The following is a 24477-nucleotide window of genomic DNA, read 5'->3' as shown; positions in this document are numbered from 1 at the left end:
CGTCACCGGGCAGGGCGGGCAGCCGGCCCCGGGCTACCAGCGGTCGCGGTGGATGACGTCCGCCACCGGGCGGCGCCGTACCGGCCCGAAGTTGCCCTGCGGCCACCCGACCGGAATGGCGGCGTAGGTGTGCATGTCCTCGGGGATGCCGAGGGCCTCCTTCCACTCCTGTTCCAGCATCAGGTGCCAGATGGTGATGTTCGCCGCGAGTCCCAGGGCCCGCGCGGCGAGGAGGACGTTCTGCACCCCCGGGTAGACGCAGGAGCCCTCGGCGAGCGCCTGGAAGCGCGTCTGGATCTTCATCATGTGCTCGGCCGCGGCCGGCCCGAGTGCCTGTGCGGAGGCCGGCAGCCCCTCCTCGTCCAGGCGCGGCTCCGGGAACCGGTAACAGGGCACGATCAGCGCCGGCGTATCGGCGAAGTGGTCGCGCTGGTACTCGATCGCGGCGACCATCCGGCCGTACGCCGCCTCGTCCATGCCCTTCGGCGGGTACTTCCCCGTCGTCGCCAGATAGGCGTCCACGCACCGCTTCCACAGCGGCGCCAGACGCGCCATCACCTCGCGGTCGGTCACCACGACGTACTCGTAGCACTGCATGTTGCCGCCACTGGGACCCCAGACGGCGGCCTGTATGAGCTGCTCCAGCGTCTCGTCCGGCACCGGTTCAGGCTTCAGGCGGCGCATCGCACGCATGGTGGACATCGTCGGGAAGAGCGCGGGTCCGTCGGCATGAGTCGTGTCGATCGTCATGATCGCGGAGTGTACGGGCCGGTCATCGGCGGCGGGAGGCCTGCCGGTCGCCGTAAACCATGTGAATTCGTACACCTGGACGGCCCCCCACCGCACGGGGGAACGCGGATCGGATCCACCTTCGCGAAGGCGTATAAATGGTTCCTCCGGACCAGCCGGCGTCCCCCGATGGCACGCACACCTCACGCGGCAGGGCGTCACCGCGTACGAGAGCGCAGGAGCGCCGCATGAGCACGGCAGAAGAGATCAGCACCTTGCTGGTGGCGAACTTCGGCACCGATCCGCTCGCCATCCGGCCCGAGGTGTCGCTCCGTCACCTCAGGCTCGACTCACTGGCGCTGGAGGAACTGCGGCTGCTCATCGAGGACCGGATGGGCGTCGATCTGGACGACGTCCAGCTGACCTCGCGGGACACCATCGGCCAACTCGTCGACGCGGTGCACCGCAAGGCCGCCGCGTGACGGGCCGTCCGTACCGCCCCGAGCCGTTCGCCGCCGCCGTCACCGGGATCGGCATGGTGACCGCCGCGGGCACCGGGGCCGAGGCGACCTGGCGCACGGTCTCCGAGGCGTCGACCGCGCCGTCGGTCCCGCACCGGCCCGAACTCCACGGCCTGCCCTGCGACTTCATGTACACCATCACCGGCCTCGACCCGAGGGCGCTGCTCGGGGTGGCGACCGCGCGGCTGATGGACCGCTTCTCGCAACTGGCCGTCATCGCGGCCCGCGAGGCCGTCGCCGACGCCGGTCTCGACCCCTCGGTCTGGGACGGCGGACGCGTCGCCGTCGTCATCGGTTCCGCGCACGGCGGACTGCCGTTCTACGACGAGCAGCACACCACCCTCACCGAACGCGGCGCACGCCGTGTCTCCCCGAAGCTCGCCCCGCTCACCGTCGTCAACGGCGCGGCCAGCAGCGTCGCCACCGACCTGGGCGCACTCGGCCCGAGCCAGGCCGTCTCCACCGCCTGCTCCTCCGGCACCGTCGCCATCGGCACCGCCCACCAGATGCTGCGCACCGGGGCCTGCGACATCGTCATCGCGGGCGGCGCCGAATCGGTCTGCTCCCGACTGCTGATCGCCAGCGCCTGCCAGCTCAAGGCCGTCTCCACCCGGCGTGAGGACCCCGAGGCGGCCTGCCGCCCGTTCGACACCCACCGGGACGGCTTCGTCATCGGCGAGGGCGCCGGACTCCTCGTCCTGGAACGGCCGGAGCACGCCCGAGCCCGCGGCGCCACCGTCCGCGCGCACATCGCGGGATACGGCGCCTCCAGCGATGCCTACTCCGCCGTCGCCCCCGACCCCGAGGGCCTGGGCATCGAGCGGGCCCTGCGCTTCGCGCTCGCGGACGCCGGAATCGGGGCCGGGGACATCGGCCATGTCAACGCCCACGGCACCTCGACCGTCTCCAACGACCTCATCGAGGCGACGATGCTGCGCCGGGTCCTCGGTGAGCACCCCCTGGTCACCTCGACGAAGGCGATGACCGGACACACCCTGGGTGCCGCCGGCGGCATCGAGACCGCGCTGACCGTGCTGGCGCTCCAGCACCGGCTCGTACCGCCCACCGTGAACCTCGACGCCCCCGACCCCGCGATCCCCATCGAAGTGGTGAGCAAGGAGGCCCGGCCGGGAACGTTCGACGCGGCCGTCAAGACCTCGCTCGGTTTCGGCGGACACAACGCCGCACTCGTTCTCACCAGGGCCTGACCCGGAAACCAAGAGGCACGGAACCATGGCCGACGAGATCATCCGGACCCTGTCGGTGGACGGGCTGCGCTACGGCTACCGGGTCCTGAGGCAGCCCTCGCCGCACACCGAACCGGTCGTCATTCTCGGCGGCGCGCTCCAGGGGATGTACGGCTGGCCGCAGATGGACGACCACCTGGGGCCGATCGCCTCCGTGGTCACGGCCGACCTGCCCGGCATGGGCGACGCGGACCCGCTCCCGCCCGGTGCGGGTGACGACGTCCTGTACGACGCCGTCACCGGAATCATCGACGATCTGGACGTGCCCAGGGTCAACCTCTTCGGGTTCTCCTACGGCACATCGATCGCCTTCGGCTGCGCCCGCCGGAACCCCGGCCGGATCGCCCGGCTGATCCTCGGCGGGGTACCCGTCCACATCACCGACGGCCAGCGGGCCCAGTGGGGCCGCGCCGTCTCCCGGCTGGACACCGGCGACCTGGAGGGGCTCGCCGGTCTGGCCGCCGGGGTGCTGATGTGTCAGGACCCCGAACGGAACATCCACCGAGGCGAGTTGGCGCGACGCTATGTGCGGCGCTCGTTCCTGTACGCCCTCACCCACTCCCCGCACGCCGCGCAGTCGCTGCACCGGGCACTGGGCCGGCGGCCGGACTTCTCCGGCGGACTGGCCGGCGTACCGGCCCTGGTCTTCGCGGGCGAGCACGACACGGTGACCTCGCCCGAGCGGCAGCGGGCCTTCGCCGCCACGATCGAGGGCAGCAGGTTCGTCACGATCGGGGAGTCCGACCACTGGGTCGTCCTGGAGCGCCCGGACGACGTCGCGGACCTCGCCGCCCGCTTCTTCACCGACCGCCCGCTGGAAGCGGCACCCGGACTCGCGGCACTCCCGGCGCAGTCGCGGGCGTCGCGGTCACCGGCCGGACCGGACTTCGCCGACACCCCGTAGGACCTGCCCGGACCACGCACGAACACCACTGCCGACCGCGCTGTCCCACCTCGATCAGACCCTGGAAGGAACGGTCATGGACAAGCCCGAGTTCGTCTACGTCATCTACATCCAGACCACCGCCGAGAAGCTCTATCAGGCGCTGACCGACCCCGAACTCATCAAGATCTACATGGGCGGATACGGCCCCGATTCGACCTGGAAGGCCGGCGCACCGGTCCGCTGGAAGATGGACCCGGACGGTGAGTTCGAGGAGGTCGGTCAGCGTGTCCTGGAGGCGGATCCCGGCAGGCGGCTCTCGTACACCTGGCACACCCTGCAGCCCATGCACCGCCAGATGTTCGACTTCGCCTCGGACGAGGAGTGGGAGAAGGCCGTCCGGGAGCGGTCGAGGGTCGCCTTCGACATCGAGCCGGCCGAGGAGCCCGAGATGGGGATCAAGCTGACGATCACCCACGACGGGTTCGACAGCCCCGGCAGCAGGATGCTGGAGGGTGTCAGCGGCGGCTGGGTCGCGATCCTGTCGACGCTCAAGACCCTTCTGGAGGGCGGGAAGTTCCTCGACGAGCCGGCCTGAGGCGGGCGGCGCGGTGCCGGGTCCGCCTCCCGTCGGACGCTCAGGCGCCGGGCACCCGGTCGAGGAAGCCGCTGACCGAGGCGATGCGTCCGTCGTCGGCGAGGGTGATCACGTCCGACCCGGCGACGGGCGCCGAACCGTCGGCGGCGGAGACCAGTTCCCAGCTGAAGCGCACGATGTCGTGATGTCCGTCCGGCGTGCCGGTGATCCGGAACTCGAAACCGGGGAACTGCTGATGGGCGCCGTCGATCACAGCCGCGAGCCCCTCGTGGCCGCTCACATCGGCCAGCGGGTCGGTGTAGGTGGCGCTCTCGGTGAAGGCGGCCTCGACGGCCTTCGCCAGCTCCTCGGCGGCGGTCGCGTTCCAGGCGGCGAAGTAGCGCTGAACGGCGTCCTCGTATGCGGTCATCGTGCTGTTCCTCTCCTCGCGTGCCGGCCCTCGGGCCGGGCCCTCGTGGGCTCGTGAGGAACACGATGTCCGACGGCGGGAAAGGCGTCGATTACCTCCGAAGTCATGGTCGGACGGGGGTGGCAGGGGCGGCGGGCCGCCGTCTCATCCCTGGCCGTCCGACACCACGTGCATGGCGGCTTCCTCGGCCGATGCCGCGGCCCCGTCGATCCCGACGTCCTCGCCCGCCATGGTGTCCGGCTCGTCGATGTCCAGCTGCCGGGTGAGCCGCCCGGCGCGTACCGTACCGACCTCCGCGTCCCAGAGCTCGCCATCGCCGTCGGGCAGATCCCCCATGCCGTCGCCGTCGGCACCGGGGGCCTCGGGGAGTTCGCGGGCCAGGCGGCCGTCCAGTGTCTCGCCGTCGTGCTGTTCGGCGGCGGTGGTGCCCCGGTCCTCCACCGCCCACGGCCGCTCGGGCGGGGAGTAGCCCTCGTCGAGTGCGTCGGTCAGCCCCCGGTTGTCCAGGGTGTCCTCGACGTCGAGCTGCTCGGCGAGGTCCGAGGCCTCCGGCTGCTGGGGCTGGTAGACATCGTCTCCCCTGTCGGCATCCATCATGGTGTGTCCCTTCCCGGTTTCGGGGATCCCGGGCGTGCATGCCGTGCACACGATTCGGGAGAAAGGGGGCTATTCATGCGATATGCGCCCGAGTACCGTCGAACCACCCGTATGCGTTCAGGATAAGTGGCTCGGGCATGAGCCCGCAGCCGTGGGCCGCTGCTCGGGCGGTGCGGGCCGGTCGGAGGGACGATGGAAGAGGTGGGCGGAACATGCCCTGCCCCATCCGCATCGGAGAACGGACATGGATTACCCGGAGAGCTACCAGTTGGTATTTCAGGCGTCCGCCGTGGAGGACGACACGGTGACCGTCCGGCGCACGGCGCAGTCCGGGGCGGGCGGCTACCCGATCTACGAGGACGAGACCGGAATCGTGCGCGCGGAGATCAGCGACCGGGGCGAGGTGCGCATGCTCGCCAGCGGCGGACACCAGGTGCTCGGCACCCCGCTGGTGGTGCGGGAGCCGAGCGGCTGAGCGGGCGGACGGCCCGGTACCGGGGTGACGGCCGTCAGCCCTCGGTCCAGCCGTGGTTCTTGGCGAACTGCAGCAACCCGCGCCGGATCTGCAGGATCTGAGCGCCCGTCAGCGAAGGCGCGGACTCCAGCAGGACGTCGGTCACGTCCCTGGTGTACTCGGCCGCGCTGAGCACGTCGCACAGGGTGTCGTCGTCGGCCGCTCCGGAAGCGGTGACGGTCACGGGTCTCGGTGGAGTCAGGGGCTTCCCGTCGGGCCCCTCGGCCAGCCGGACGGACGATGCCTTCAGCCCGCGGTCTCCGTCCTCGATCTCGAACTCGACCGCCGTACCCGTGTGTACGTAGGACTCGGGGATCAGCATGTCGTTCACATGGAGGAAGACGTCCTCACCCCCGTGATCGGGCGCGATGAAGCCGTATCCCCGAGCTCCGTCGAACCGCACAACGCGACCAGAAACCACACCGACCCCCAGAAAAGAAACCGGGCCCCTTGCCCGTACGCCACACATGGCTCGACCGGAGAATAGCCCCGAGCGGTCGGGCGGCGCGACCCGATCGAGAGCAATCACCCCTTCCCGGGCCGGGCGGCGGACGGCTCACCTGACCCTGCGGGCGGGCGGGGCCGGATTTCCGGCCGCCAGCGGGGAGCGGGCCAGCTCCACGCAGCCCGCCGTGATCAGGGTGAGCGCGACCAGCTCGGGCAGCACCCACCATCCGGTGCGCAGCTCCTCGCCGAACAGCGTCACCCCGTACACCACGCTGATCAGGGCGTCTCCGAGGGTCAGCATCGGCTGGACGGCGACCAGCGTGCCCGCCTGGAGGGCGTTCTGCAGGAGGAACAGGGCGCCCACCCCGGCCGCCGCGGTGGCGTACAGCTGCCAGGACGTCAGGAGCGCCACCGCTCCGCCGCCCCCTTCGAGCCGTGCCATGGCGTCCTTCATGAGCGCGGCCGTCAGGGCGTACCCGCACGCGGCGGCGAGGCCGAGCAGCGCGCCCCGGGTGTTGCCGCGGCTGCTCAGGGCCGCGCCGATCAGTGCGGCCTCGAAGAGCCCGGTCAGGATCAGCGCGGGGATCCAGGCCGCACCGTGCACGGACGTGCTGCCGCCGCCGGGCGCCGCGGAGGCCATGCCCAGGGCCAGCCCGAGCGTCACGGCCGCCACCCCGTACCAGACCCGCCGGGGCAGCCGGACGCGCATGACGAACGCGGCCATCAGCAGTGTGGCGGGCAGCTCGATCACAAAGATCGGCTGGACCACGGCGATCGGTCCGGTGGCCAGTGCCACGGCCTGGCAGACGGCCGCGACGATCACCAGACCGATCCCGGCGAGCCACAGCCGCTGGCGCAGCAGATGCCCGATCAGTGAGAGGTGCATCGCCTCGCTGTCGGGGACGGTGCGGGCGGCACGGCGCTGAAGCACGGAGGCGGTGCCGTTGCTGAGCGCGGTGAGGATGGCGAACAGGACACTGATCACCGACCCATGATGCGGGTGGGCGCCCCGCGATCCCGGGTCCTGCGCCGCGGCGGCACGGCGGGGCGCACGGATCGCAGCACGATCGACGACGAGGACCGAAGCTGTCCGCAAGGGCGCGTAGCGTGCCTCCATGGCCACCAGGAACCCCGCCGCACCCGCTGTGCTTTCCCCCCGCGCGCTGAGCCGCGCCACGCTGGAGCGCCAGTCGCTGCTGCGCCGGACCGCGATGTCCGCGAAGGACGCCGTGGAGCATCTGGTCGGTCTTCAGGCACAGAACACCAAACCGCCCTACTACCAGCTCTGCGCCCGCCTCGACGGCTTCGACCCCGCCGAGCTCGCCGCGCTGATGGAGTCCCGCGAGGTGGTCCGTATCGTCACCATGCGTTCCACCATCCATATGCACACCGCCGCCGACGCGCTCACCCTGCGCCCGCTCGTCCAGGCGGCGCGCGACCGGGAGCTCAACATCTTCCGCAAGGGGCTCGTCGGGGTGGACCTCGACCGGCTCAGGGCGGTGAGCAGGGAATTCGTCGAGGAGCGGCCCCGTACGCCCAAGGAGATCCGCGAGGAGTTGCTCGTCGCGTGGCCGGACGCCGACCCGCAGGCCCTGGGCGTGGCCGCCCGCTGCCTGCTGCCGCTGGTCCAGGTGACCCCGCGCGGGGTGTGGGGGAGGAGCGGCCAGGTCGCGCTGACCACCGCCGAGCACTGGCTCGGTGCCCCGTCCGAGCCGGCCCCCGCGCCCGATGCCGCGGTGCTGCGCTACCTCGCCGCCTTCGGGCCGGCCTCGGTGAAGGACATGCAGATGTGGGCCGGACTGACCCGGCTGCGGGAGGTGTTCGAGCGGCTGCGGCCGGAGCTCGTCACCTTCCGGGACGAGCACGGTGCCGAACTCTTCGACCTGCCGGACGCGCCGCGCCCGGACGAGGACACCCCGGCCCCGCCACGCTTCCTGCCCGAGTTCGACAATGTGCTGCTCGGCCACGCGGACCGCACCCGGGTGATCCCGCCGCAGTTCCACGGGCGCAACGGGAACGGCAATCAGGCGTACGGCACGGTGCTCGTCGACGGGTTCCTCGCGGCGGTCTGGCGGCTGGGCGACGGTACCGGACGCCCGGGTTCCGGGGCGGCGCCGCTCACCGTGCAGCCACTCGGCAGGCTCGGCCGGGCGGAGCGCGACGCGGTCACGGAAGAGGCCCTACGGATGCTCTCCGTCATGACGACGGCGCCGGGCGGTACCGACGGCCACGACATCCGGTTCGCTACGTTCGTCGACTTCGGGGAGTGAGCCGGCCCCGGACAGCGGGTGGCTTCGGACCGTGAGCGGACATGCCCGGGGCACGGAGCGGCGTCACCTACGGCAACAGCCCCGCGCGCCGGGCGGCCACCACCGCCTCCAGACGGGTGTGCGCCCCCAGCTTGCGCATCGCCGAACGCAGATAGCCCTTCACCGTCTCCGGCCGCAGCCCCAGCCGCTCCGCCGCCACCGCGTTCGTGGCCCCCGCCGCCACGCAGGCCAGCACGTCCAGCTCGCGCGGCGCCAGCTGCACCTCGCAGGGCTTCGGCGTGCGGGCCCCGGCCGCCGAGGCGAGCCGCCCGCACACCGCGAGCAGTTCGTCGCGCAGCGCCGGGTCGACGACCTTCGGGACCAGGGCCCGCAGCTCGCGGTGGGCCTCGCGGACGTCCTCCCACGCCTCCGGGGCCGCCCTCGGGTCCGTGATCTGCTCCCGGGTCACCGCCAGCAGCTGCTGCACCTCGTCCCGTACCACCAGGGCCTGCTCCACATCGCGGGCGGCGGCCACCGCCGCGTCGAACGTACGGTCCCCGAGCGTGATCGGCTCGCGCAGCGCCCCGTACAGCACACCGCGCACCTTGCGCCGCACCACGACGGGGACCGCGACCACCGAGCGCAGGCCCTCCGCCGCGACCGCCAGGTCGTACTCGTGGCTGATGTGGCGCGAGGAGTGGTAGTCGGTCACCGCGCACGGCCGGGACAGCGCGATCGCCTTGCCGCCGAGCCCGCTGCCCGCCGAGATGACGAGACCGCGCAGGGCGGCGGTCTGTGCCCCGTTCAGCTCGGCGATCCGGGCATGACGGGCATCGGCGAGCAGCCCGCCGAAGGCCACCGGCAGCCCACTGGTCCGGCGCAGCCGCAGCAGCGCCGTCTGCATCTCGACCGCATCGACGGATTCCGGCACGCTGACGCCTCCCTGCCCGGCTCCAGGGGGCTCGGCCACCCCCTCGCTGCACCCCCGTTCGGGGGTGGTGAGACCTGGGTCACTGTTTACATGATGTTAAGTGACCGGTCCGGTCCGCAATGAGGAGGGCACATGTCGGCAACCAGCGCGACGGAAACGTTCCGGGCCGCCCGGGACTTTCTGCTGAAGCACCGTGAGGACTACCACGCGGCCTACGAGGGCTTCAGCTGGCCCAGGACCGACCATTTCAACTGGGCGCTCGACTGGTTCGACGTCATCGCCGAGAACAACGACCGCACCGCCCTGCACATCGTGGAGGAGGACGGCGGCCGCACCGAGGTGTCCTTCGCCCGGATGTCCGCCCGGTCCAACCAGGCCGCGAACTGGCTGCGCGCCCAGGGCGTGCGCGCCGGGGACCGGATCCTCGTCATGCTCGGCAACCAGGTCGAGCTCTGGGAGACCGCCCTCGCCGCGATGAAGCTGCGCGCCGTGGTCATCCCCGCCACCCCGCTTCTCGGCCCGGTCGACCTGCGCGACCGGGTGGAGCGCGGCCGGGTCCGGCACGTCCTGGTGCGGGACACCGACACCGCGAAGTTCGACGAGGTGCCCGGCGGCTACACCCGGTTCGCCGTCGGCGCGGACGTGCCCGGCTGGCTGTCGTACGCCGGAGCCGACGAGCAGCCGGAGATCTTCGAGGCGGACCGGGAGACCGACGCCGACGAGCCGCTGATGCTCTACTTCACCTCCGGCACCACCGCCAGCCCCAAGCTCGTCGAGCACACCCATGTCTCGTACCCCGTGGGCCACTTGTCGACGATGTACTGGATCGGCCTCAAGCCCGGGGACGTGCACCTCAACATCTCCTCGCCCGGCTGGGCCAAGCACGCCTGGTCGAATCTCTTCGCGCCCTGGAGCGCCGAGGCGACCGTCTTCATCTTCAACTACACCCGCTTCGACGCGGGCCGGCTGATGGCCGAGATGGACCGCTCCGGCGTCACCAGCTTCTGCGCCCCGCCCACTGTCTGGCGGATGCTGATCCAGGCCGATCTCGCCCAGCTGAAGACCCCGCCGCGCGAGGTCGTCGCGGCCGGTGAGCCGCTGAACCCGGAGGTCATCGAGACGGTGCGGCGCACCTGGGGCGTCACCATCCGGGACGGCTTCGGCCAGACCGAGACCGCCGTCCAGGTCGCCAACACCCCGGGCCAGCTGCTGAAGGCCGGTTCGATGGGACGGCCCAGCCCCGGTTTCAAGGTCGAGCTCCTGGACCCGGTCACCGGTGAGCCCGGCGCGGCCGAGGGCGAGATCTCCCTCGATCTGTCCGGCCGCCCGGTGGGCCTGATGACCGGCTACCACGGCGACCCGGACCGCACGGCCGAGGCCATGGCGGGCGGCTACTACCGCACCGGCGACATCGGCTCGCGCGACGCGGACGGCTACATCACCTACGTCGGGCGCGCGGACGACGTCTTCAAGGCGAGCGACTACAAGATCAGTCCCTTCGAGCTGGAAAGTGCCCTGCTGGAGCACGAGGCGGTCGCCGAGGCCGCCGTCGTCCCCGCTCCCGACCCGGTCCGGCTCTCCGTCCCCAAGGCGTACATCGTGCTCGCGGAGGGCTGGGAGCCCGGCCCGGACACGGCGAAGGTGCTGTTCGAGCACTCGCGGTCGGTCCTCGCCCCGTACAAGCGGGTCCGCAGGCTGGAGTTCGCCGAGCTGCCCAAGACCGTCTCCGGCAAGATCCGCCGCATCGAACTGCGCGAGCGCACGGCCCGGGGCACCGGCACCGAGTACGACGAGGGTGATCTGCGATGAGCCGGCTCTCCTACGCGCACGGCACCGGCACCACGGCGCTCCTCGGCGACACCATCGGCCGCAATCTGGACCGCGCGATCGAGACGTTCGGCGACCGCGAGGCGCTGGTGGACGTCGCGTCGGGGCGACGCTGGACCTACGCCGAATTCGGCGCGGCGGTCGACGAACTGGCCCGCGCGCTGATGGCGTCGGGGGTGGCCAAGGGGGACCGGGTCGGCATCTGGGCGGTCAACTGCCCGGAGTGGGTGCTCGTGCAGTACGCCACGGCCCGCATCGGCGCCATCATGGTCAACATCAACCCGGCGTACCGCGCGCACGAGCTGGAGTACGTGCTGAAGCAGGCCGGGATATCGCTCCTGGTCGCCTCGCGCTCGCACCGCACCAGCGACTACCGCGCCCTGGTCGGCCAGGTCCGTGCCGACTGCCCCGCGCTGCGCGCCGTGCACTACATCGGCGACCCGTCCTGGGACGAACTGCTGGCCGTCTCCGGATCCGTGACGGAGGAACAACTCGCCGCTCGGGAAGCAGAGTTGTCCTGCGACGACCCGATCAACATCCAGTACACCTCCGGCACCACCGGCTTCCCCAAGGGGGCCACCCTCTCCCACCACAACATCCTCAACAACGGATACTTCGTGGGGGAGCTGGTCGCCTACACGGAACAGGACCGGATCTGTCTGCCCGTCCCCTTCTACCACTGCTTCGGCATGGTCATGGGGAACCTGGGCGCCACCTCGCACGGCGCCTGCATCGTGATCCCGGCCCCCGCCTTCGAGGCCGCCGCCGTGCTCACCGCCGTGCAGCAGGAGCGCTGCACCTCGCTCTACGGCGTCCCCACCATGTTCATCGCGGAGCTGAACCTCCCGGACTTCGCCTCGTACGACCTCTCCTCGCTGCGCACCGGCATCATGGCCGGATCGCCCTGCCCGGTAGAGGTGATGAAGCGGGTCGTGGCCGAGATGCACATGGACGAGGTGTCCATCTGCTACGGCATGACGGAGACCTCACCGGTCTCCACCCAGACCCGCCGCGACGACGACCTGGAGCGCCGCACCGGTACCGTCGGCCGCGTGATGCCGCACATCGAGGTCAAGGTCGTCGACCCGGTGACCGGGGTGACGCTGGAGCGCGGTGTGCCGGGCGAACTCCGCACCCGTGGCTACAGCGTGATGCTCGGCTACTGGGAGCAGCCCGAGCGGACCGCCGAAGCCATCGACGCCGGCCGCTGGATGCACACCGGTGACCTCGCGGTGATGCGGGAGGACGGCTACGTACAGGTCGTCGGCCGGATCAAGGACATGATCATCCGCGGCGGCGAGAACGTGTATCCCCGGGAGATCGAGGAATTCCTCTACGGCCACCCGAACATCGCGGATGTGCAGGTGGTGGGTGTGCCGGACGACACCTACGGCGAGGAGATCCTGGCCTGTGTGATCCCGAGGGACCCGGCGGACCCGCCGAGCCTGGAAGAGGTGACGGCCTACTGCCGCGAGCAGTTGGCGCACTACAAGATCCCGCGGCAGCTGCGGATCCTGGAGGCCTTCCCGATGACGGTCAGCGGGAAGGTCCGGAAGATCGAACTGCGGGAGGGCTACGGGCAGTAGGACCGGAGCGCCCCGGGCGTCGTCAGGCGGCCTCGATGATGTCGCCGGTGACGCCCCGGGTCGCGGCCGCCCATTCGATCAGCAGCACCTCGTAGGCGGCGGACTCCACGGAGGACCAGTCCTGGCCGGCCTGCGCGTCCACGAACGCGCGTATCGCCTCGTTCGCCTGGGCGGCGGACGGGGGCGCCGGCCGGGACGTGCGCGGCCGGTCGTCAGGTGGGGTGTGCCGTGGAGTTAAAGCCATGAGCACTACCTTAAGGCCCGCCACTGACAGCGGGCCGAACATTTGTGGCCCCCTGGCCTGAACGTGACCGATTGCACTCACTGTTGCCGGTCGGCTCCGGTGAGCTGCCGGAGGTGCCCGGTGTGCGGGATCTCGCGGCGCATGCAGACCCTCGGCCAGTGGTCGAGGCCGTGTTCCGCCTCCTGTGCCCTGATCTTCCGCAGCCCGTCGGTGAGTTCGGAATCGTCGAGGGTGCGGAAGCCGAGGCGGGCGTAGTACGGCGCGTTCCAGGGGACGTGGGAGAAGGTCGTGAGCGTGAGTGCGCCCAGACCGCGTTCACCCGCCCATCCGGCGAGGTGATCGATGAGTGTGCTGCCCACGCCGCGCCGCGCGGCGGACGGGTGCACGGAGACCTGCTCGATGTGGGCCGCCCCGTCGACCGGGTCGGCGATCAGATAGCCGACCGGGTGGTCGTCGGGGTCCGCGGCCACCCAGGCGCGGCCGGCCCGGCGGTACTCGTCCAGCAGGGCGAGCGGCGGCGGCTCGTCGTCCGCGATCGTGGACATGTCGAGCGTGCGGAACGGTTCGCCGGCGGCCCGCTCGATGTCCTGGAGCAGCGGAAGGTCGGTGCGGCGGGCGGTACGGATGCGCATACGGCCAGTATGTCGCCCCGGACGCGGCTCAGAGCCTGTCGGGTGACCTCCGACCGGGCGGCCACGCCCTGGCACGCACGCTTCCCGCGTTGTCGTCGGTCGCCAACGCTCCGCGCTGACTCCCTTCTCCGCCTTGGAATCGCACGCACCAGACCGCGTCCGCTTTTCCGATCCGAGGTCACCCGACAGGCTCTCAGGCCCCGGTGCTGAGCAGCTCGTCGGCCGGGCTGTTGACTGGCTGCGGCGTTCCCGCCGGGTCCAGCACGAAGAGCGGCATGCCCAGGCCGTCCGCGCGTGCCGCCGCGTCCGGCGCGTACCCCGAGAGCGAGAAGAAGATGCCGGTGACCGATGCGCTGAGCGCGTTCAGCCAGAGACACTCGACGTCGCGCAGGGTGGTCGGGCGGGTGACCGTGTCGACCTGGACCATCAGCCCGGCGGCCCGCAGATCGATCCGGGCGGGCGAGGGCTTCGACCGCTGCACCACGTCGCGGTAGCCCAGCCAGCTCAGATACCGGGCCGCGGTCGCGAGCGCGTCGCCCGCGCCGTGGATCGCGAGGGCCCGGAACGCGGGCCGGGGCGCCGGGGCCGTACGCGGCAGCGGGATGTGCGAGGGCCCGGCGGGCCGGGTACCGTCCTCGGGCGCTGTATCTCCGCCGGGCGCCGCCGCCGGCCGGACCGGGACGCGCAGCACCGTCCCGCACGGGCAGCACAGTTCCGGCTGCGGCCACTGGTCCAGGCGCCCGCAGTCGGGGCAGCGCACCGTCACCCAGTCGTCGTTCCAGGTGCGGTGGGTGATCGGTACGACCGGGGCGCCGCGCAGCAGGGGCGGGGCGGTCGGTGCCCCGCACGGGCAGGGGTAGGCCGGCGGGCTGTACGCGTGGTCGCGGCCGCAGGCCGGGCAGCGTACCGGCACCGACTCCACCATGATCGCCCTCCGGCTCCGCTCCAAACCCCCATCGTCCACCAGGCGGGAGGCACTGGGGAGGGACTTGACGTACTTCGTGGACCGGAGCGCGCACTCGGCGGCTCCGTGCGCCGTCTCTTGACGGTCGCCGGGGCCCGCCTTAGATTGACTTCCGTATAACAGAATCAAATTTCCGTAATACGGAATTGGTGCTCTCAGGTGGCGCGACAGAGCCCGAATCCACCAGGTCCGAGCAGGAGCACTCAATGCCTCGAATGACCGCTGCCCGAGCGGCAGTTGAGATCCTCAAGCGCGAAGGCGTCAGCAACGCGTTCGGTGTGCCGGGCGCGGCGATCAATCCCTTCTACGCGGCCCTCAAGGCCTCCGGCGGGGTTCATCACACGCTCGCCCGTCACGTCGAGGGCGCCTCCCACATGGCGGAGGGCTACACCCGGGCGCGCCCGGGGAACATCGGTGTCTGCATCGGTACGTCGGGGCCGGCCGGCACCGACATGATCACCGGCCTGTACTCCGCCATCGCCGACTCCATTCCGATCCTCTGCATCACCGGCCAGGCCCCGACCGCCGTGCTCCACAAGGAGGACTTCCAGGCGGTCGACATCGCCTCGATCGCGGCGCCCGTCACCAAGGCCGCGACGACCGTCCTCGAAGCCGCCCAGGTCCCCGGCGTCCTCCAGCGGGCCTTCCACCTGATGCGCACCGGCCGTCCCGGACCGGTCCTCATCGACCTGCCCATCGACGTCCAGCTCACCGAGATCGAGTTCGACCCCGACCTGTACGAGCCGCTGCCGGTGCACAAGCCCGCCGCGACCCGCAAGCAGATCGAGCGGGCGCTGGAGATGCTGAACGCCTCCGAGCGTCCGCTGCTCGTCGCGGGCGGCGGCGTCATCAACGCCGACGCGTCCGAACTCCTCGTCGAGTTCGCCGAGTTGACCGGCGTCCCGGTCGTCCCGACCCTGATGGGCTGGGGCGCCATCGCCGACGACCACGAGCTGAACGCGGGCATGGTCGGCCTGCAGACCTCGCACCGCTACGGCAACGCGAACTTCCTGGAGTCCGACTTCGTCCTCGGTATCGGCAACCGCTGGGCCAACCGCCACACCGGCAAGCTGGACGTCTACACCCGGGGCCGCACGTTCGTCCACGTGGACATCGAGCCCACCCAGATCGGCAAGATCTTCGCCCCCGACCTCGGCATCGCCTCCGATGCCAGGGCGGCGCTGGAGCTGTTCGTCGAGGTGGCGCGCGATCTGAAGGCGGCCGGGAAGCTCAAGGACCGCTCGCAGTGGGCCGCGTCCACCCAGGAGCGCAGGGCGGCCCTCCAGCGCCGCACCCACTTCGACAACGTGCCGCTGAAGCCGCAGCGGGTGTACGAGGAGATGAACCGGGCGTTCGGCCCCGAGACCCGGTACGTCACCACGATCGGCCTCTCGCAGATCGCCGGCGCGCAGATGCTGCACGTGTACCGGCCGCGCCACTGGATCAACTGCGGCCAGGCGGGCCCGCTCGGCTGGACCATCCCGGCCGCGCTGGGCGTCGCCACGGCCGACCCGGACGGCTCCGTGGTCGCGCTATCCGGCGACTACGACTTCCAGTTCATGCTGGAGGAGCTGGCCGTCGGGGCGCAGCACCGCATTCCGTACGTCCACGTCCTGGTGAACAACTCCTACCTGGGGCTGATCCGCCAGGCGCAGCGCAACTTCGACATCGACTTCCAGGTCAACCTGGAGTTCGAGAACCTCAACTCGCCGGAGATCGGCGGGTACGGCGTCGACCACGTCAAGGTCGTCGAGGGGCTGGGCTGCAAGGCGATCCGCGTCACCGAGCCGGACCAGCTGCTGCCCGCCTTCGAGGAGGCCAAGAAGCTGGCCGCGGAGTTCCGGGTGCCGGTGGTGGTCGAGGCGATCCTGGAGCGGGTGACGAACATCGCGATGAGCGGTACGGACATCGCGTCCGTCAACGAGTTCGAGGACATCGCGACGGAGCCGGCCCACGCGCCGACCGCGATCCGCCCGCTCGCGACGACCTGACGAACCGCCGACGGCCCCGTGGCCCCTGTCCCCGACTCCGGGGGCGGGGGCCACGGTCGTCCGGGGGCTCGCCTCGGACAGGGCCCGGTGCCGGGTCGGGCCCGGCCCGGGGACGCGCACACGAAGCCCGGGGACGCGCACACGAAGCCCGGGGACGCGCACACGAAGCCCGGGGACGCGCACACAAGAAGGGCGCGGAGCACGGGACCGTATCCGTACTCCGCGCCCTGGCGCGGGAGACACAACACAACAACACAACAGGGGCCGCGGCGGCGGCGATCGGGCCGGAACGGCTCGTCCTCATTCAGGTCAGAGGACGAGGAGGCATACCGGCCCTCACCACCGCACTGGCGTCGCACGACCGCCGCGGCCTCGTCCTGCCCGCGCCGCATGACATCCCTCATCCGGATTCGCGGCGCGAGCAGGGCTCAGTGGGAGACTCAGTCCTCGCGCAGGGCGCGGACCGCCTCCTCCACGCGCTTGCCGTAGTCGGCGTCGGCGGCGTGGAAATGGGTGAGGTTCTTCTCGATCACGTCGTCGCGGGTCACCTGGGAAAGGCCACCGGCGATGTTGGCGACCAGACGCCCCTTCTCCTCCTCGGACATGAGCCGGTACAGCTCGCCCGCCTGGAAGAAGTCGTCGTCCTTGGTGTGGGCGGGCGCCGCGTGGGTGCCGGTCCAGCCGTGGACGGCGAGCCGTGCGGAGAGCGCCGCGTCGGTGTGGGCGGGGCCCGCGTACGAGTTGGGCTCGTAGTTCTTGTCGTGGCGCGAACCGTTGCGGGTGGCGTGCAGCCCGTCGCGGCCGTAGTTGTCGACGACCGCGGTGCGCGGCGCGTTCACCGGGAGCTGGGTGTGGTTGACGCCCAGCCGGTAGCGGTGCGCGTCCGCGTAGGCGAACAGCCGGCCCTGGAGCATCTTGTCCGGCGAAGGACCGATGCCCGGCACGAAGTTGTTCGGGGAGAACGCGGCCTGCTCGACCTCGGCGAAGACATTGTCCGGGTTGCGGTCCAGGACCAGTCGGCCCACCCGCTGGAGCGGGTAGTCGCTGTGCGGCCACACCTTGGTCACGTCGAACGGGTTGAAGCGGTAGCCCGCGGCCTCGGCGGCCGGCATGACCTGCACGTACAGCGTCCAGGACGGGTTCACCCCGCGCTCGATCGCCTGGAGCAGGTCCGTCTGGTGCGAGCTGCCGTCCTGGCCCGCGAGTTCGGCGGCCTGCTCGCTGGAGAGGGACCGCACACCCTGGTTCGTCTTGAAGTGGTACTTGACGAAGAAGGCCTCGCCCTCGGCGTTCGTCCACTGGTAGGTGTGCGAGCCGTAGCCGTTCATGTGACGGTACGAGGCGGGGATGCCGCGGTCACCCATCAGCCAGGTGACCTGGTGCGTCGCCTCGGGGGCGTGGGCCCAGAAGTCCCAGACGTTGTCCGGCTCCTGACGGCCCGTGAAGGGGTCGCGCTTCTGCGAGTGGATGAAGTCGGGGAACTTGATCGGGTCCTTGATGAAGAACACCGGGGTGTTGTTGCCGACCAGATCGTAATTGCCTTCGTCCGTATAGAACTTGAGGGCGAAGCCGCGCGGGTCGCGCACCGCGTCCGCGCCGCCCAGCGAGTCGGCGACGGTCGAGAAGCGGATGAAGGTCTCGGTGCGCTTGCCGACCTCGGAGAGGAAGTCCGCCCGGGTGAAGGCGGTGATGTCGTCGGTCACTTCGAAGTAGCCGTACGCGCCGGAGCCGCGGGCGTGGACCACGCGCTCCGGAATGCGCTCCCGGTTGAAACGGGCCAGCTTCTCCAGCAGGTGCTGGTCCTGGAGGAGGATCGGGCCACCGACTCCGGCGGTGGCGGAGTTCTGGTTGTCGGCGACCGGGGCGCCTGACTCGGTCGTAAGCACACGCTGCGTCATGGTGTCGGGGCGACCTTCCGTACGGGAGCTGCTGAGCTGCTGAACTGCGACGGCTCGGGGCTCCAGGAGCGTAAGTACGCCCCGAACCCGACGTCAACAGTTTGTTGAATTTGTTGGCTGGTGTTCCGGACGGCGCCGACGCCTGGGCGCGACAGGACAGGTGTCAGCGCCGACACCGTCCGGAAGTCTCCGGGTTGCCGGGCCGGTCAGGCCTGGACGGGCTGCCCCGACAGGCGCTCGACCGAGCGCAGCAGTGCCGAGTGGTCCAGGCCGCCGTCGCCCTGCGCGCGCAGCGAGGCGACGAGCTGGGCGACCACGGCGCCGACGGGCAGCGCGGCGCCGACATTGCGGGCGGCGTCCGTGACGATGCCCATGTCCTTGTGGTGCAGGTCGATCCGGAAGCCCGGCGCGAAGTCCCGCTTGAGGAAGTTGTCCTTCTTGCGGGTCAGGACGGTCGAGCCGGCCAGTCCGCCGTTGAGGACGTCCAGCGCGGCGGCCAGGTCGACGCCGGACTTCTCCAGGAAGACGACGGCCTCGGCGCACGCCTGGATGTTGACCGCGACGATCAGCTGGTTGGCGGCCTTCACCGTCTGGCCGGAGCCGTGCGGACCGCACAGCACGATGGTCCTGCCGAGCGCCCGGAGGATCGGCTGGGCCGCGTCGAAGTCGGCCTGCTCGCCGCCGACCATGATCGACAGCACCGCCTCGACGGCACCGGCCTCGCCGCCGGAGACCGGGGCGTCGAGCACCCGGATGCCCTTGCCCTTCGCGTTCTTCGCGAGGTCCACGGAGGTCTGCGGAGTGATCGACGACATGTCGATCAGCAGTGCGCCGGGCCTGGCGTTCTCCAGGATGCCGTCGGGGCCGTAGGCGATGGCCTCGACCTGCGGGGAGGCGGGCACCATCGTGATGACGACATCGGCGTCCCGGACCGCCTCGGCGATCGAGCCCGCGCCGGTGCCGCCGGCCGCGACCAGCCGGTCGATCTTCACCTGCTCCAGGGTGTGACCGGTGACGTCGTACCCGGCCTTGATCAGGTTCTCGGACATGGGGGAGCCCATGATGCCGAGTCCGATCCACGCAACCTTGGGGAGGTTGTTGCTCATGAGGGTGCCTTCCGATAAGCGTGTGTACGAGGGGGAGTTCGCCGCCCTCAGCGGGCGGCCCGCGCGGTGTGCGGGAGCCACTCGAAGGCCTCGGCGCTCGGCCGGTCGCCCGGCTTGTACTCCAGGCCGACCCAGCCGTCGTAACCGGCCTTCGTCAGCTCGTCGAGGAGCTGCTCCAGCGGGAGCGAGCCGGTGCCGGGCGCGCCGCGCCCCGGGTTGTCGGCGATCTGGACGTGGCCGGTCCTGTCGGCGTACGCCGTGATGACCTGGCCGAGGTCCTCGCCGTTCATCGACAGGTGGTACAGGTCCAGCAGGAACTTCGCGTTCCCGAGTCCGGTCGCCGCGTTGACCTTGTCGACGATCCCGATCCCGGCCGGAGCGCTCACCAGGGGGTAGCGCGGCGACTCCGGCTCGTTGAGGGTCTCGATCAGGAGTACCGCCCCGATCCGGTCGGCCGCACGGGCGGCGAGCACCAGATTCTCCAGGGCGAGTTCGTCCTGCACGGCCGGGTCCGCGCCGTCGACGCGGTTGCCGTACAGCGCGTTGAGCGCCTTGCAGCCGACCGAGGCGGCGAAGCCGGCCGCCACGTCGATATTGGCGCGGAAGCGGTCCGACTCCGTGCCGGGCACGGAGAGCGCGCCGTGGTCGGGGCCGGGCAGCTGTCCGGCGTAGAAGTTCAGTCCCACCAACTGTGTGCCCGCCTCGTCGAGCGCCTTCTTGAGCGCGTCGAGCTCGGTCTGCGGCGGAGTGGGGGTCTCGATCCAGGGCCACCACAGCTCGACCGCCGTGAAGCCGGCCGCGGCGGCTGCCGCGGGACGCTCCAGGAGCGGGAGTTCCGTGAAGAGGATCGAAAGGTTCACATCGAAGCGCTGGTCCGGGTAGCCCATGAGGGTTTCGGCGCTCCTTCCGTATTGCGGAAGTTGGTTTCTGCGTAACGGAAGATTGCCCGGAGCTGCGGAAGCTGTCAAGGGGGTGCCCGGAATTCGGTCCCGGGGTCTTCGTGCGGGTTGTGCAAGGTGGGCCCCCAATTGCGCCGGTTGCCGTGGGGGTCCGGGGCGGGTCAGGGTTGCTGGTGCGTCCGATGCCGTCGACCCCGTACGAGGTGCCTCGCATGAACCACGCCACCAGCCGGCGCACCGTCCTCGGAGCGCTGCTCGCCGGTGCCGCTCTGTCGGTGGCTCCCGCACCGCCCGGCTCTTCGAGGTCCCCGGACCCGGCATCCACGGTCGGCCCGCGCCCGCGTGCCACCCCGCGGCTGCTGCTCGGCACGTACACCTCGGCCGAGGGCGGTGGCACGGGAATCGGGACGGCGACCTACGACCCCGCCACCGGGACGATGGCCGCCGGGCCCGTGATCACGGGCGTGGCCAACCCCTCGTACCTGGCCGCGCATCCTTCCGGCGCCACCGTCTACGCGGTCGACGAGCAGGACCCGGGCGGTGTGACGGCGGTGGCTCTGTCGCCGGACGGCACCCACCGGGTGCTGGGAACGCGCGACACGGGCGGGGCCGGGCCCACCCATCTGTCGGTCCATCCCACCGGAAGGTGGCTGCTCACCGCGAACTACGCCGCGGGCAGCGTCGCGGTGCACCCCGTCCGGGGCGACGGATCGCTGGGGGAGCGTACGGACCTGGTCGCCCACACCACGCCACCGCCCGGCCCCGGCCAGGACGGGCCGCACGCCCACCAGATCATCACCACCCCCGACGGCGGCCACGTCCTCGCCGTGGACCTCGGCAACGACACCGTGTACACGTACCGGCTGGACGAGAAGCGCGGCACGCTCGGCCGGGTCTCCCACGCGGCGCTGCGCCCCGGCGCCGGACCGCGGCACATCACCTTCCATCCCGGCGGCCGGTTCGCCTACCTGGCCTGCGAGGTCGACAACACCGCGGTCGTCTGCGGCTACGACCCGGCCACCGGCACGCTCTCCCCGGGCACCCCGCAGTCCACGGGGACCGGTGCGGGGACCAGCTACCCCGCGCAGTTCCTGGTCACCGCCGACGGCCGGTTCGCCTACCTCGCCAACCGGGGGCACAACAGCCTGACGCGCTACGCCGTCGAGGACGACGGGGCCGTGCTGCGGCTGCTCGACACCGTGCCCGTCGGCGGCGACTTCCCCCGGCAGATCGCCTTCTCGCCCGACGGGAAACTGCTCTTCGCGGCCAACCAGAAGTCGAGCACGGTGACCGCCTTCCGGGTCGACGCCCGCGACGGCGGACTGACCCGCATCGGTCAGGCGCTCGCCGCCCCGGTCGCCGTCTGCGTACTGCCGCACCCGGGCGCGCGCCCGGCCGGGTACTGAGGGCTGATGCGACGCCCGACGGCCCCGGCGCACGTCCGTTAGGGTCAGGCGCGAGCCGCGGGTCTCACAGCCGCGTGGCGAACGCATGAGGGAGGCACAGTGCGCTTGAGAGTGGAGTTCACCACCGAGCCCTTCGATCTCGACGAGGCGCCCGCCCACGCGGTCGTGGCCCGCGAGGTCATCCAGGCGGCCGACCTGGACGCCGTGGACGTCGGCCCCTTCGGCAACACGGCGGAGGGCGGCGCGGACGAGGTGCTCACCGCGGTGGACTCGCTGCTGCGCCAGGCCCTGGCATCGGGTGCCACCCGGGTGTCCCTCCAGGTCAATGTGATCGGGAAGGACTCCCAGTGACCGAACCGGCGGACCACCCGCTCGTCGCCGCGGTCAAGCCGCTCGTCGACGCCATGGGCGCCGAGCTGCTCGGGCCGGAGCAGGCCCAGCCCGACGACGTCGTGCTGGCCTGGGAGGGCGAGGACGTCATAGCCGTGCGGCTGCCCCAGCTCTCGGAGTCGCTCGATCACATCCTGGCCGCCATGGAGCGCCGGCACGGCATGCCGCTCGCCGAGCTGGACCGCCGGACCAAGCAGTCGGTGGTGCGGACCCTGGAGGCACGTGGTGCCTTCTCGGTACGCCACGGCGTGGAGACGGTGGCGGGCGCGCTGGGGGTCAGCCGCTTCACCGTCTACAACTACCTGAACAGGGAAAATGCAGCCAAAGGCGAGTAGTTGAGGCCGTAGCTGAGCGAACGCCGTGGAAGTCCTCGGAGGGCCGTCGTCCGGAGTACCGGGCGACGGCTTTTTACATGCGCGTAATTTCAACAAAGTGTTGACGTGGTGTTGTGGAGGGCGTTAGCTATCCGCAGCCCGACCGACGCGAAGCGAAAAAACGCACAGTGAAAACAGCCACGGAGGCTCCCGTGACTTCGAGCTCCACGCCGGGTCTCGCCCGGTTCAACACCCTGGCGGACGACGAGGCCACCACCGCGTTGCACGAGGTGTGTGCCGGCGCGGCATGGGGAAGAGCGATCCTCTCCCGACGCCCGTACGCCACCGCGGAAGCCCTCCTTCGTGCCAGTGACGCCGCCACGGCGGCGCTGACCCCGGAGGAACTGGCCGAAGCGATGGCCGGCCATCCGCCGATCGGCCGCCCGAAGCCCGGAGACCCGACCTCCTCCCGCGAACAGCGGGGGATGGCCGGCGCCACCGAGGAACTCAAGGCCGAGATGCTCGAACTGAACCTGGCCTACCAGGAGCGGTTCGGACATGTCTTCCTGATCTGCGCCACCGGAGCCACCGGTGAGCAGATGCGCGACGCGGTGAAGTCCCGGATCGGGAACTCGCCCGAGCAGGAGCGCGGGATCGTGCGCACCGAGCTGGGCAAGATCAACCGCATCCGGCTGACCCGTCTCGTAACCGAAGGAGAGTGACGGTCTTGAGTACCGACACCACCGCATCGGTGTCCACGCACATCCTGGACACCAGCATCGGCCGCCCCGCCGCGGCCGTCGCCATCACGCTCGCCGCCCGCAGCGGCAGCGGCGCGCCCTGGGCGACGCTCGGCGGATCCGCGACCGACGCCGACGGGCGATGCAAGGACCTGCCGGCACTGCCGGAGGGCACCACCCATGTACGTCTCGACTTCGAGACCGAGGCGTACTTCGCAGCCAAGAAGCAAGCCGAGGCGCAGCAGGACGCCCCCCGCGTAAGGGACAGCGGTGCGTTCTTCCCGGAAGTGGCGATCACCTTCGCCGTCGTACCGGGCGAGCACTATCACGTACCGCTGCTGCTCAACCCGTTCGGCTACTCCGTTTACCGAGGGAGCTAGCAGACATGCCCACGATTCTCGGCCAGAACCAGTACGGCAAAGCAGAGAACCGCGTCGTCAGGATCACGAGGGACGGCGACACCCACCACATCAAGGACCTGAACGTCTCCGTCGCCCTCTCCGGCGACCTGGACGACGTCCACTACAACGGCTCGAACGCCAACTGCCTTCCGACGGACACGACGAAGAACACCTGCTTCGCGTTCGCCAAGGAATACGGCATCGAGTCGGCCGAGCAGTACGGCATCCACCTCGCCCGGCACTTCGTGGACAGCCAGCCCTCGATCCACCGCGCGCGCATCCGTATCGAGGAGTACGCCTGGGAGCGCATCGCCGGCTCCGACGGCAACTCCAGGTTCATCGGCGCCGACGAGGTCAAGCACTCCTTCGTCCGCAAGGGCCAGGAGACCCGCCTGGCGCAGATCACGTACTGCGCCGGAGGTGACGGGGGGGCGAAGTTCGAAGTCCTGTCCGGGCTCAAGGACCTGACCGTGATGAACTCCACGAACTCCGAGTTCTGGGGCTACATCAAGGACAAGTACACGACGCTCCAGGAGGACTACGACCGCATCCTCGCCACGTCCCTGTCCACGTGGTGGCGGCACAACTGGACCTGTGACGAGCAGCGCATGCCGCAGTGGGAGAAGTCCTACGAGCAGTCCAGGAAGCACATCCTGCACGCGTTCGTGGAGACGTACTCGCTCTCGCTCCAGCAGACGCTGTATCAGATGGGTTCGCGGGTCATCAACAACCGCAGCGAGATCGACGAGATCCGCTTCTCCGCCCCCAACAAGCACCACTTCCGGCAGGACCTCTCCGCCTTCGGCCTGGAGAACGAAGCCAAGGACGGCGCCGTGTACTACGCCGCCGACCGCCCCTACGGCCTGATCGAGGCCACCATCCTGCGCGACGGCTGCGAGCCGCACATCCCGGTCGACATGACCAACCTCTGACGCGGGGCGCGCATCCCCGCCG

27 protein-coding genes are annotated in these 24477 nt (G+C 70.7%); 15 read left to right on the top strand and 12 right to left on the bottom strand.

What is annotated here, in order from left to right; translation table 11 throughout:
• Positions 1–33: 33 nt before the first annotated feature.
• Positions 34–750, bottom strand: a complete 717-nt coding sequence (locus tag OG520_RS07965) for a nitroreductase family protein (protein ID WP_406012696.1) — start codon at positions 748–750, stop codon at positions 34–36.
• A 227-nt stretch (positions 751–977) separates the two neighbouring features.
• Here OG520_RS07965 and OG520_RS07960 point away from each other — a divergent pair, with 227 nt between their 5' ends.
• The 4 genes from OG520_RS07960 to OG520_RS07945 all read left to right on the top strand — a co-directional run bounded on the left by OG520_RS07960 (position 978) and on the right by OG520_RS07945 (position 3978).
• Positions 978–1211: an acyl carrier protein gene (locus OG520_RS07960; RefSeq protein WP_406012695.1), complete on the top strand. Its 234-nt coding sequence runs from the start codon at positions 978–980 to the stop codon at positions 1209–1211.
• Positions 1208–2458, top strand: coding sequence for a beta-ketoacyl-[acyl-carrier-protein] synthase family protein (locus OG520_RS07955; RefSeq protein WP_399329161.1), 1251 nt, complete (start codon positions 1208–1210; stop codon positions 2456–2458). Before OG520_RS07960 ends, OG520_RS07955 begins: the two co-directional genes overlap by 4 nt.
• 25 nt (positions 2459–2483) lie before the next feature.
• Complete coding sequence (locus tag OG520_RS07950; RefSeq protein WP_406012694.1) at positions 2484–3401, top strand: alpha/beta fold hydrolase; 918 nt, start codon at positions 2484–2486, stop codon at positions 3399–3401.
• A gap of 76 nt (positions 3402–3477) precedes the next feature.
• Entirely contained in the window at positions 3478–3978 is a 501-nt protein-coding gene (locus OG520_RS07945) for an SRPBCC family protein (RefSeq protein WP_406012693.1), read from the top strand.
• A gap of 40 nt (positions 3979–4018) precedes the next feature.
• Here OG520_RS07945 and OG520_RS07940 read toward each other — a convergent pair whose 3' ends face one another.
• Both OG520_RS07940 and OG520_RS07935 read right to left on the bottom strand, forming a co-directional pair.
• Positions 4019–4387: a nuclear transport factor 2 family protein gene (locus OG520_RS07940; RefSeq protein ID WP_406012692.1), complete on the bottom strand. Its 369-nt coding sequence runs from the start codon at positions 4385–4387 to the stop codon at positions 4019–4021.
• Positions 4388–4531: 144 nt separating this feature from the next.
• Positions 4532–4984: a DUF5709 domain-containing protein gene (locus OG520_RS07935; RefSeq protein ID WP_406012691.1), complete on the bottom strand. Its 453-nt coding sequence runs from the start codon at positions 4982–4984 to the stop codon at positions 4532–4534.
• Between the two features lie 244 nt (positions 4985–5228).
• Between OG520_RS07935 and OG520_RS07930 the strand changes: the two genes are divergently transcribed.
• A complete protein-coding gene (locus tag OG520_RS07930; RefSeq protein ID WP_266428713.1) occupies positions 5229–5459 on the top strand; it encodes a DUF6296 family protein in 231 nt (76 codons plus the stop codon).
• Between the two features lie 34 nt (positions 5460–5493).
• Here the strand turns inward: OG520_RS07930 and OG520_RS07925 are convergent, their stop codons facing one another.
• Positions 5494–5919 (bottom strand): cold shock domain-containing protein, encoded by a 426-nt coding sequence (locus OG520_RS07925; RefSeq protein ID WP_356481241.1) that lies wholly within the window; start codon positions 5917–5919, stop codon positions 5494–5496.
• A gap of 135 nt (positions 5920–6054) precedes the next feature.
• The gene (locus tag OG520_RS07920; protein WP_399329167.1) at positions 6055–6930 is read right to left on the bottom strand and encodes a DMT family transporter; all 876 of its coding nucleotides are present in this window, start codon (positions 6928–6930) and stop codon (positions 6055–6057) included.
• A gap of 130 nt (positions 6931–7060) precedes the next feature.
• Here OG520_RS07920 and OG520_RS07915 point away from each other — a divergent pair, with 130 nt between their 5' ends.
• Positions 7061–8215, top strand: a complete 1155-nt coding sequence (locus tag OG520_RS07915) for a winged helix DNA-binding domain-containing protein (protein WP_406012690.1) — start codon at positions 7061–7063, stop codon at positions 8213–8215.
• A gap of 67 nt (positions 8216–8282) precedes the next feature.
• Here OG520_RS07915 and OG520_RS07910 read toward each other — a convergent pair whose 3' ends face one another.
• Positions 8283–9125 carry a response regulator transcription factor gene (locus tag OG520_RS07910; RefSeq protein WP_266428724.1) on the bottom strand — a complete coding sequence of 281 codons (843 nt, stop codon included), beginning with the start codon at positions 9123–9125 and terminating at the stop codon, positions 8283–8285.
• Between the two features lie 132 nt (positions 9126–9257).
• Here OG520_RS07910 and OG520_RS07905 point away from each other — a divergent pair, with 132 nt between their 5' ends.
• Both OG520_RS07905 and OG520_RS07900 read left to right on the top strand, forming a co-directional pair.
• Complete coding sequence (locus OG520_RS07905) at positions 9258–10934, top strand: AMP-binding protein (protein WP_399329170.1); 1677 nt, start codon at positions 9258–9260, stop codon at positions 10932–10934.
• On the top strand, positions 10931–12538 hold the full coding sequence (locus tag OG520_RS07900; RefSeq protein ID WP_406012689.1) for an AMP-binding protein: 1608 nt from the start codon (positions 10931–10933) through the stop codon (positions 12536–12538). Before OG520_RS07905 ends, OG520_RS07900 begins: the two co-directional genes overlap by 4 nt.
• Positions 12539–12560: 22 nt before the next feature.
• Here OG520_RS07900 and OG520_RS07895 read toward each other — a convergent pair whose 3' ends face one another.
• The 3 genes from OG520_RS07895 to OG520_RS07885 all read right to left on the bottom strand — a co-directional run bounded on the left by OG520_RS07895 (position 12561) and on the right by OG520_RS07885 (position 14336).
• On the bottom strand, positions 12561–12782 hold the full coding sequence (locus tag OG520_RS07895) for a hypothetical protein (protein WP_266428732.1): 222 nt from the start codon (positions 12780–12782) through the stop codon (positions 12561–12563).
• Positions 12783–12859: 77 nt separating this feature from the next.
• On the bottom strand, positions 12860–13414 hold the full coding sequence (locus tag OG520_RS07890; protein WP_399329173.1) for a GNAT family N-acetyltransferase: 555 nt from the start codon (positions 13412–13414) through the stop codon (positions 12860–12862).
• 193 nt (positions 13415–13607) lie between these two features.
• A complete protein-coding gene (locus tag OG520_RS07885; protein ID WP_406016439.1) occupies positions 13608–14336 on the bottom strand; it encodes a hypothetical protein in 729 nt (242 codons plus the stop codon).
• 257 nt (positions 14337–14593) lie between these two features.
• Here OG520_RS07885 and gcl point away from each other — a divergent pair, with 257 nt between their 5' ends.
• A complete protein-coding gene (gene gcl / locus OG520_RS07880; protein ID WP_406012688.1) occupies positions 14594–16369 on the top strand; it encodes a glyoxylate carboligase in 1776 nt (591 codons plus the stop codon).
• 440 nt (positions 16370–16809) lie between these two features.
• Here the strand turns inward: gcl and OG520_RS07875 are convergent, their stop codons facing one another.
• The 3 genes from OG520_RS07875 to OG520_RS07865 all read right to left on the bottom strand — a co-directional run bounded on the left by OG520_RS07875 (position 16810) and on the right by OG520_RS07865 (position 20260).
• Positions 16810–18267, bottom strand: coding sequence for a catalase (locus tag OG520_RS07875; RefSeq protein WP_406012687.1), 1458 nt, complete (start codon positions 18265–18267; stop codon positions 16810–16812).
• Positions 18268–18473: 206 nt separating this feature from the next.
• Entirely contained in the window at positions 18474–19373 is a 900-nt protein-coding gene (locus tag OG520_RS07870; RefSeq protein ID WP_406012686.1) for a 2-hydroxy-3-oxopropionate reductase, read from the bottom strand.
• A gap of 47 nt (positions 19374–19420) precedes the next feature.
• Complete coding sequence (locus OG520_RS07865; protein ID WP_406012685.1) at positions 19421–20260, bottom strand: TIM barrel protein; 840 nt, start codon at positions 20258–20260, stop codon at positions 19421–19423.
• Between the two features lie 224 nt (positions 20261–20484).
• Here OG520_RS07865 and OG520_RS07860 point away from each other — a divergent pair, with 224 nt between their 5' ends.
• The 6 genes from OG520_RS07860 (at position 20485) to pucL (ending at position 24455) form a co-directional block, all read left to right on the top strand.
• Positions 20485–21678 carry a lactonase family protein gene (locus tag OG520_RS07860; RefSeq protein ID WP_406012684.1) on the top strand — a complete coding sequence of 398 codons (1194 nt, stop codon included), beginning with the start codon at positions 20485–20487 and terminating at the stop codon, positions 21676–21678.
• Between the two features lie 99 nt (positions 21679–21777).
• A complete protein-coding gene (locus tag OG520_RS07855) occupies positions 21778–22029 on the top strand; it encodes a thiamine-binding protein (RefSeq protein ID WP_406012683.1) in 252 nt (83 codons plus the stop codon).
• On the top strand, positions 22026–22403 hold the full coding sequence (locus tag OG520_RS07850; RefSeq protein WP_406012682.1) for a helix-turn-helix domain-containing protein: 378 nt from the start codon (positions 22026–22028) through the stop codon (positions 22401–22403). The genes OG520_RS07855 and OG520_RS07850 overlap by 4 nt, the downstream gene beginning before the upstream one ends.
• A 191-nt stretch (positions 22404–22594) precedes the next feature.
• Positions 22595–23104 carry a 2-oxo-4-hydroxy-4-carboxy-5-ureidoimidazoline decarboxylase gene (uraD, locus tag OG520_RS07845; RefSeq protein WP_266428754.1) on the top strand — a complete coding sequence of 170 codons (510 nt, stop codon included), beginning with the start codon at positions 22595–22597 and terminating at the stop codon, positions 23102–23104.
• Positions 23105–23109: 5 nt separating this feature from the next.
• Positions 23110–23502, top strand: a complete 393-nt coding sequence (gene uraH, locus OG520_RS07840) for a hydroxyisourate hydrolase (protein ID WP_399336132.1) — start codon at positions 23110–23112, stop codon at positions 23500–23502.
• Between the two features lie 5 nt (positions 23503–23507).
• Positions 23508–24455, top strand: a complete 948-nt coding sequence (gene pucL / locus OG520_RS07835; protein ID WP_406012681.1) for a factor-independent urate hydroxylase — start codon at positions 23508–23510, stop codon at positions 24453–24455.
• Positions 24456–24477: the final 22 nt, after the last annotated feature.

The organism is Streptomyces sp. NBC_00984 (assembly GCF_045162475.1).
Lineage (GTDB): Bacteria > Actinomycetota > Actinomycetes > Streptomycetales > Streptomycetaceae > Streptomyces.
This window is presented reverse-complemented; position numbering and strand designations above follow the sequence as displayed.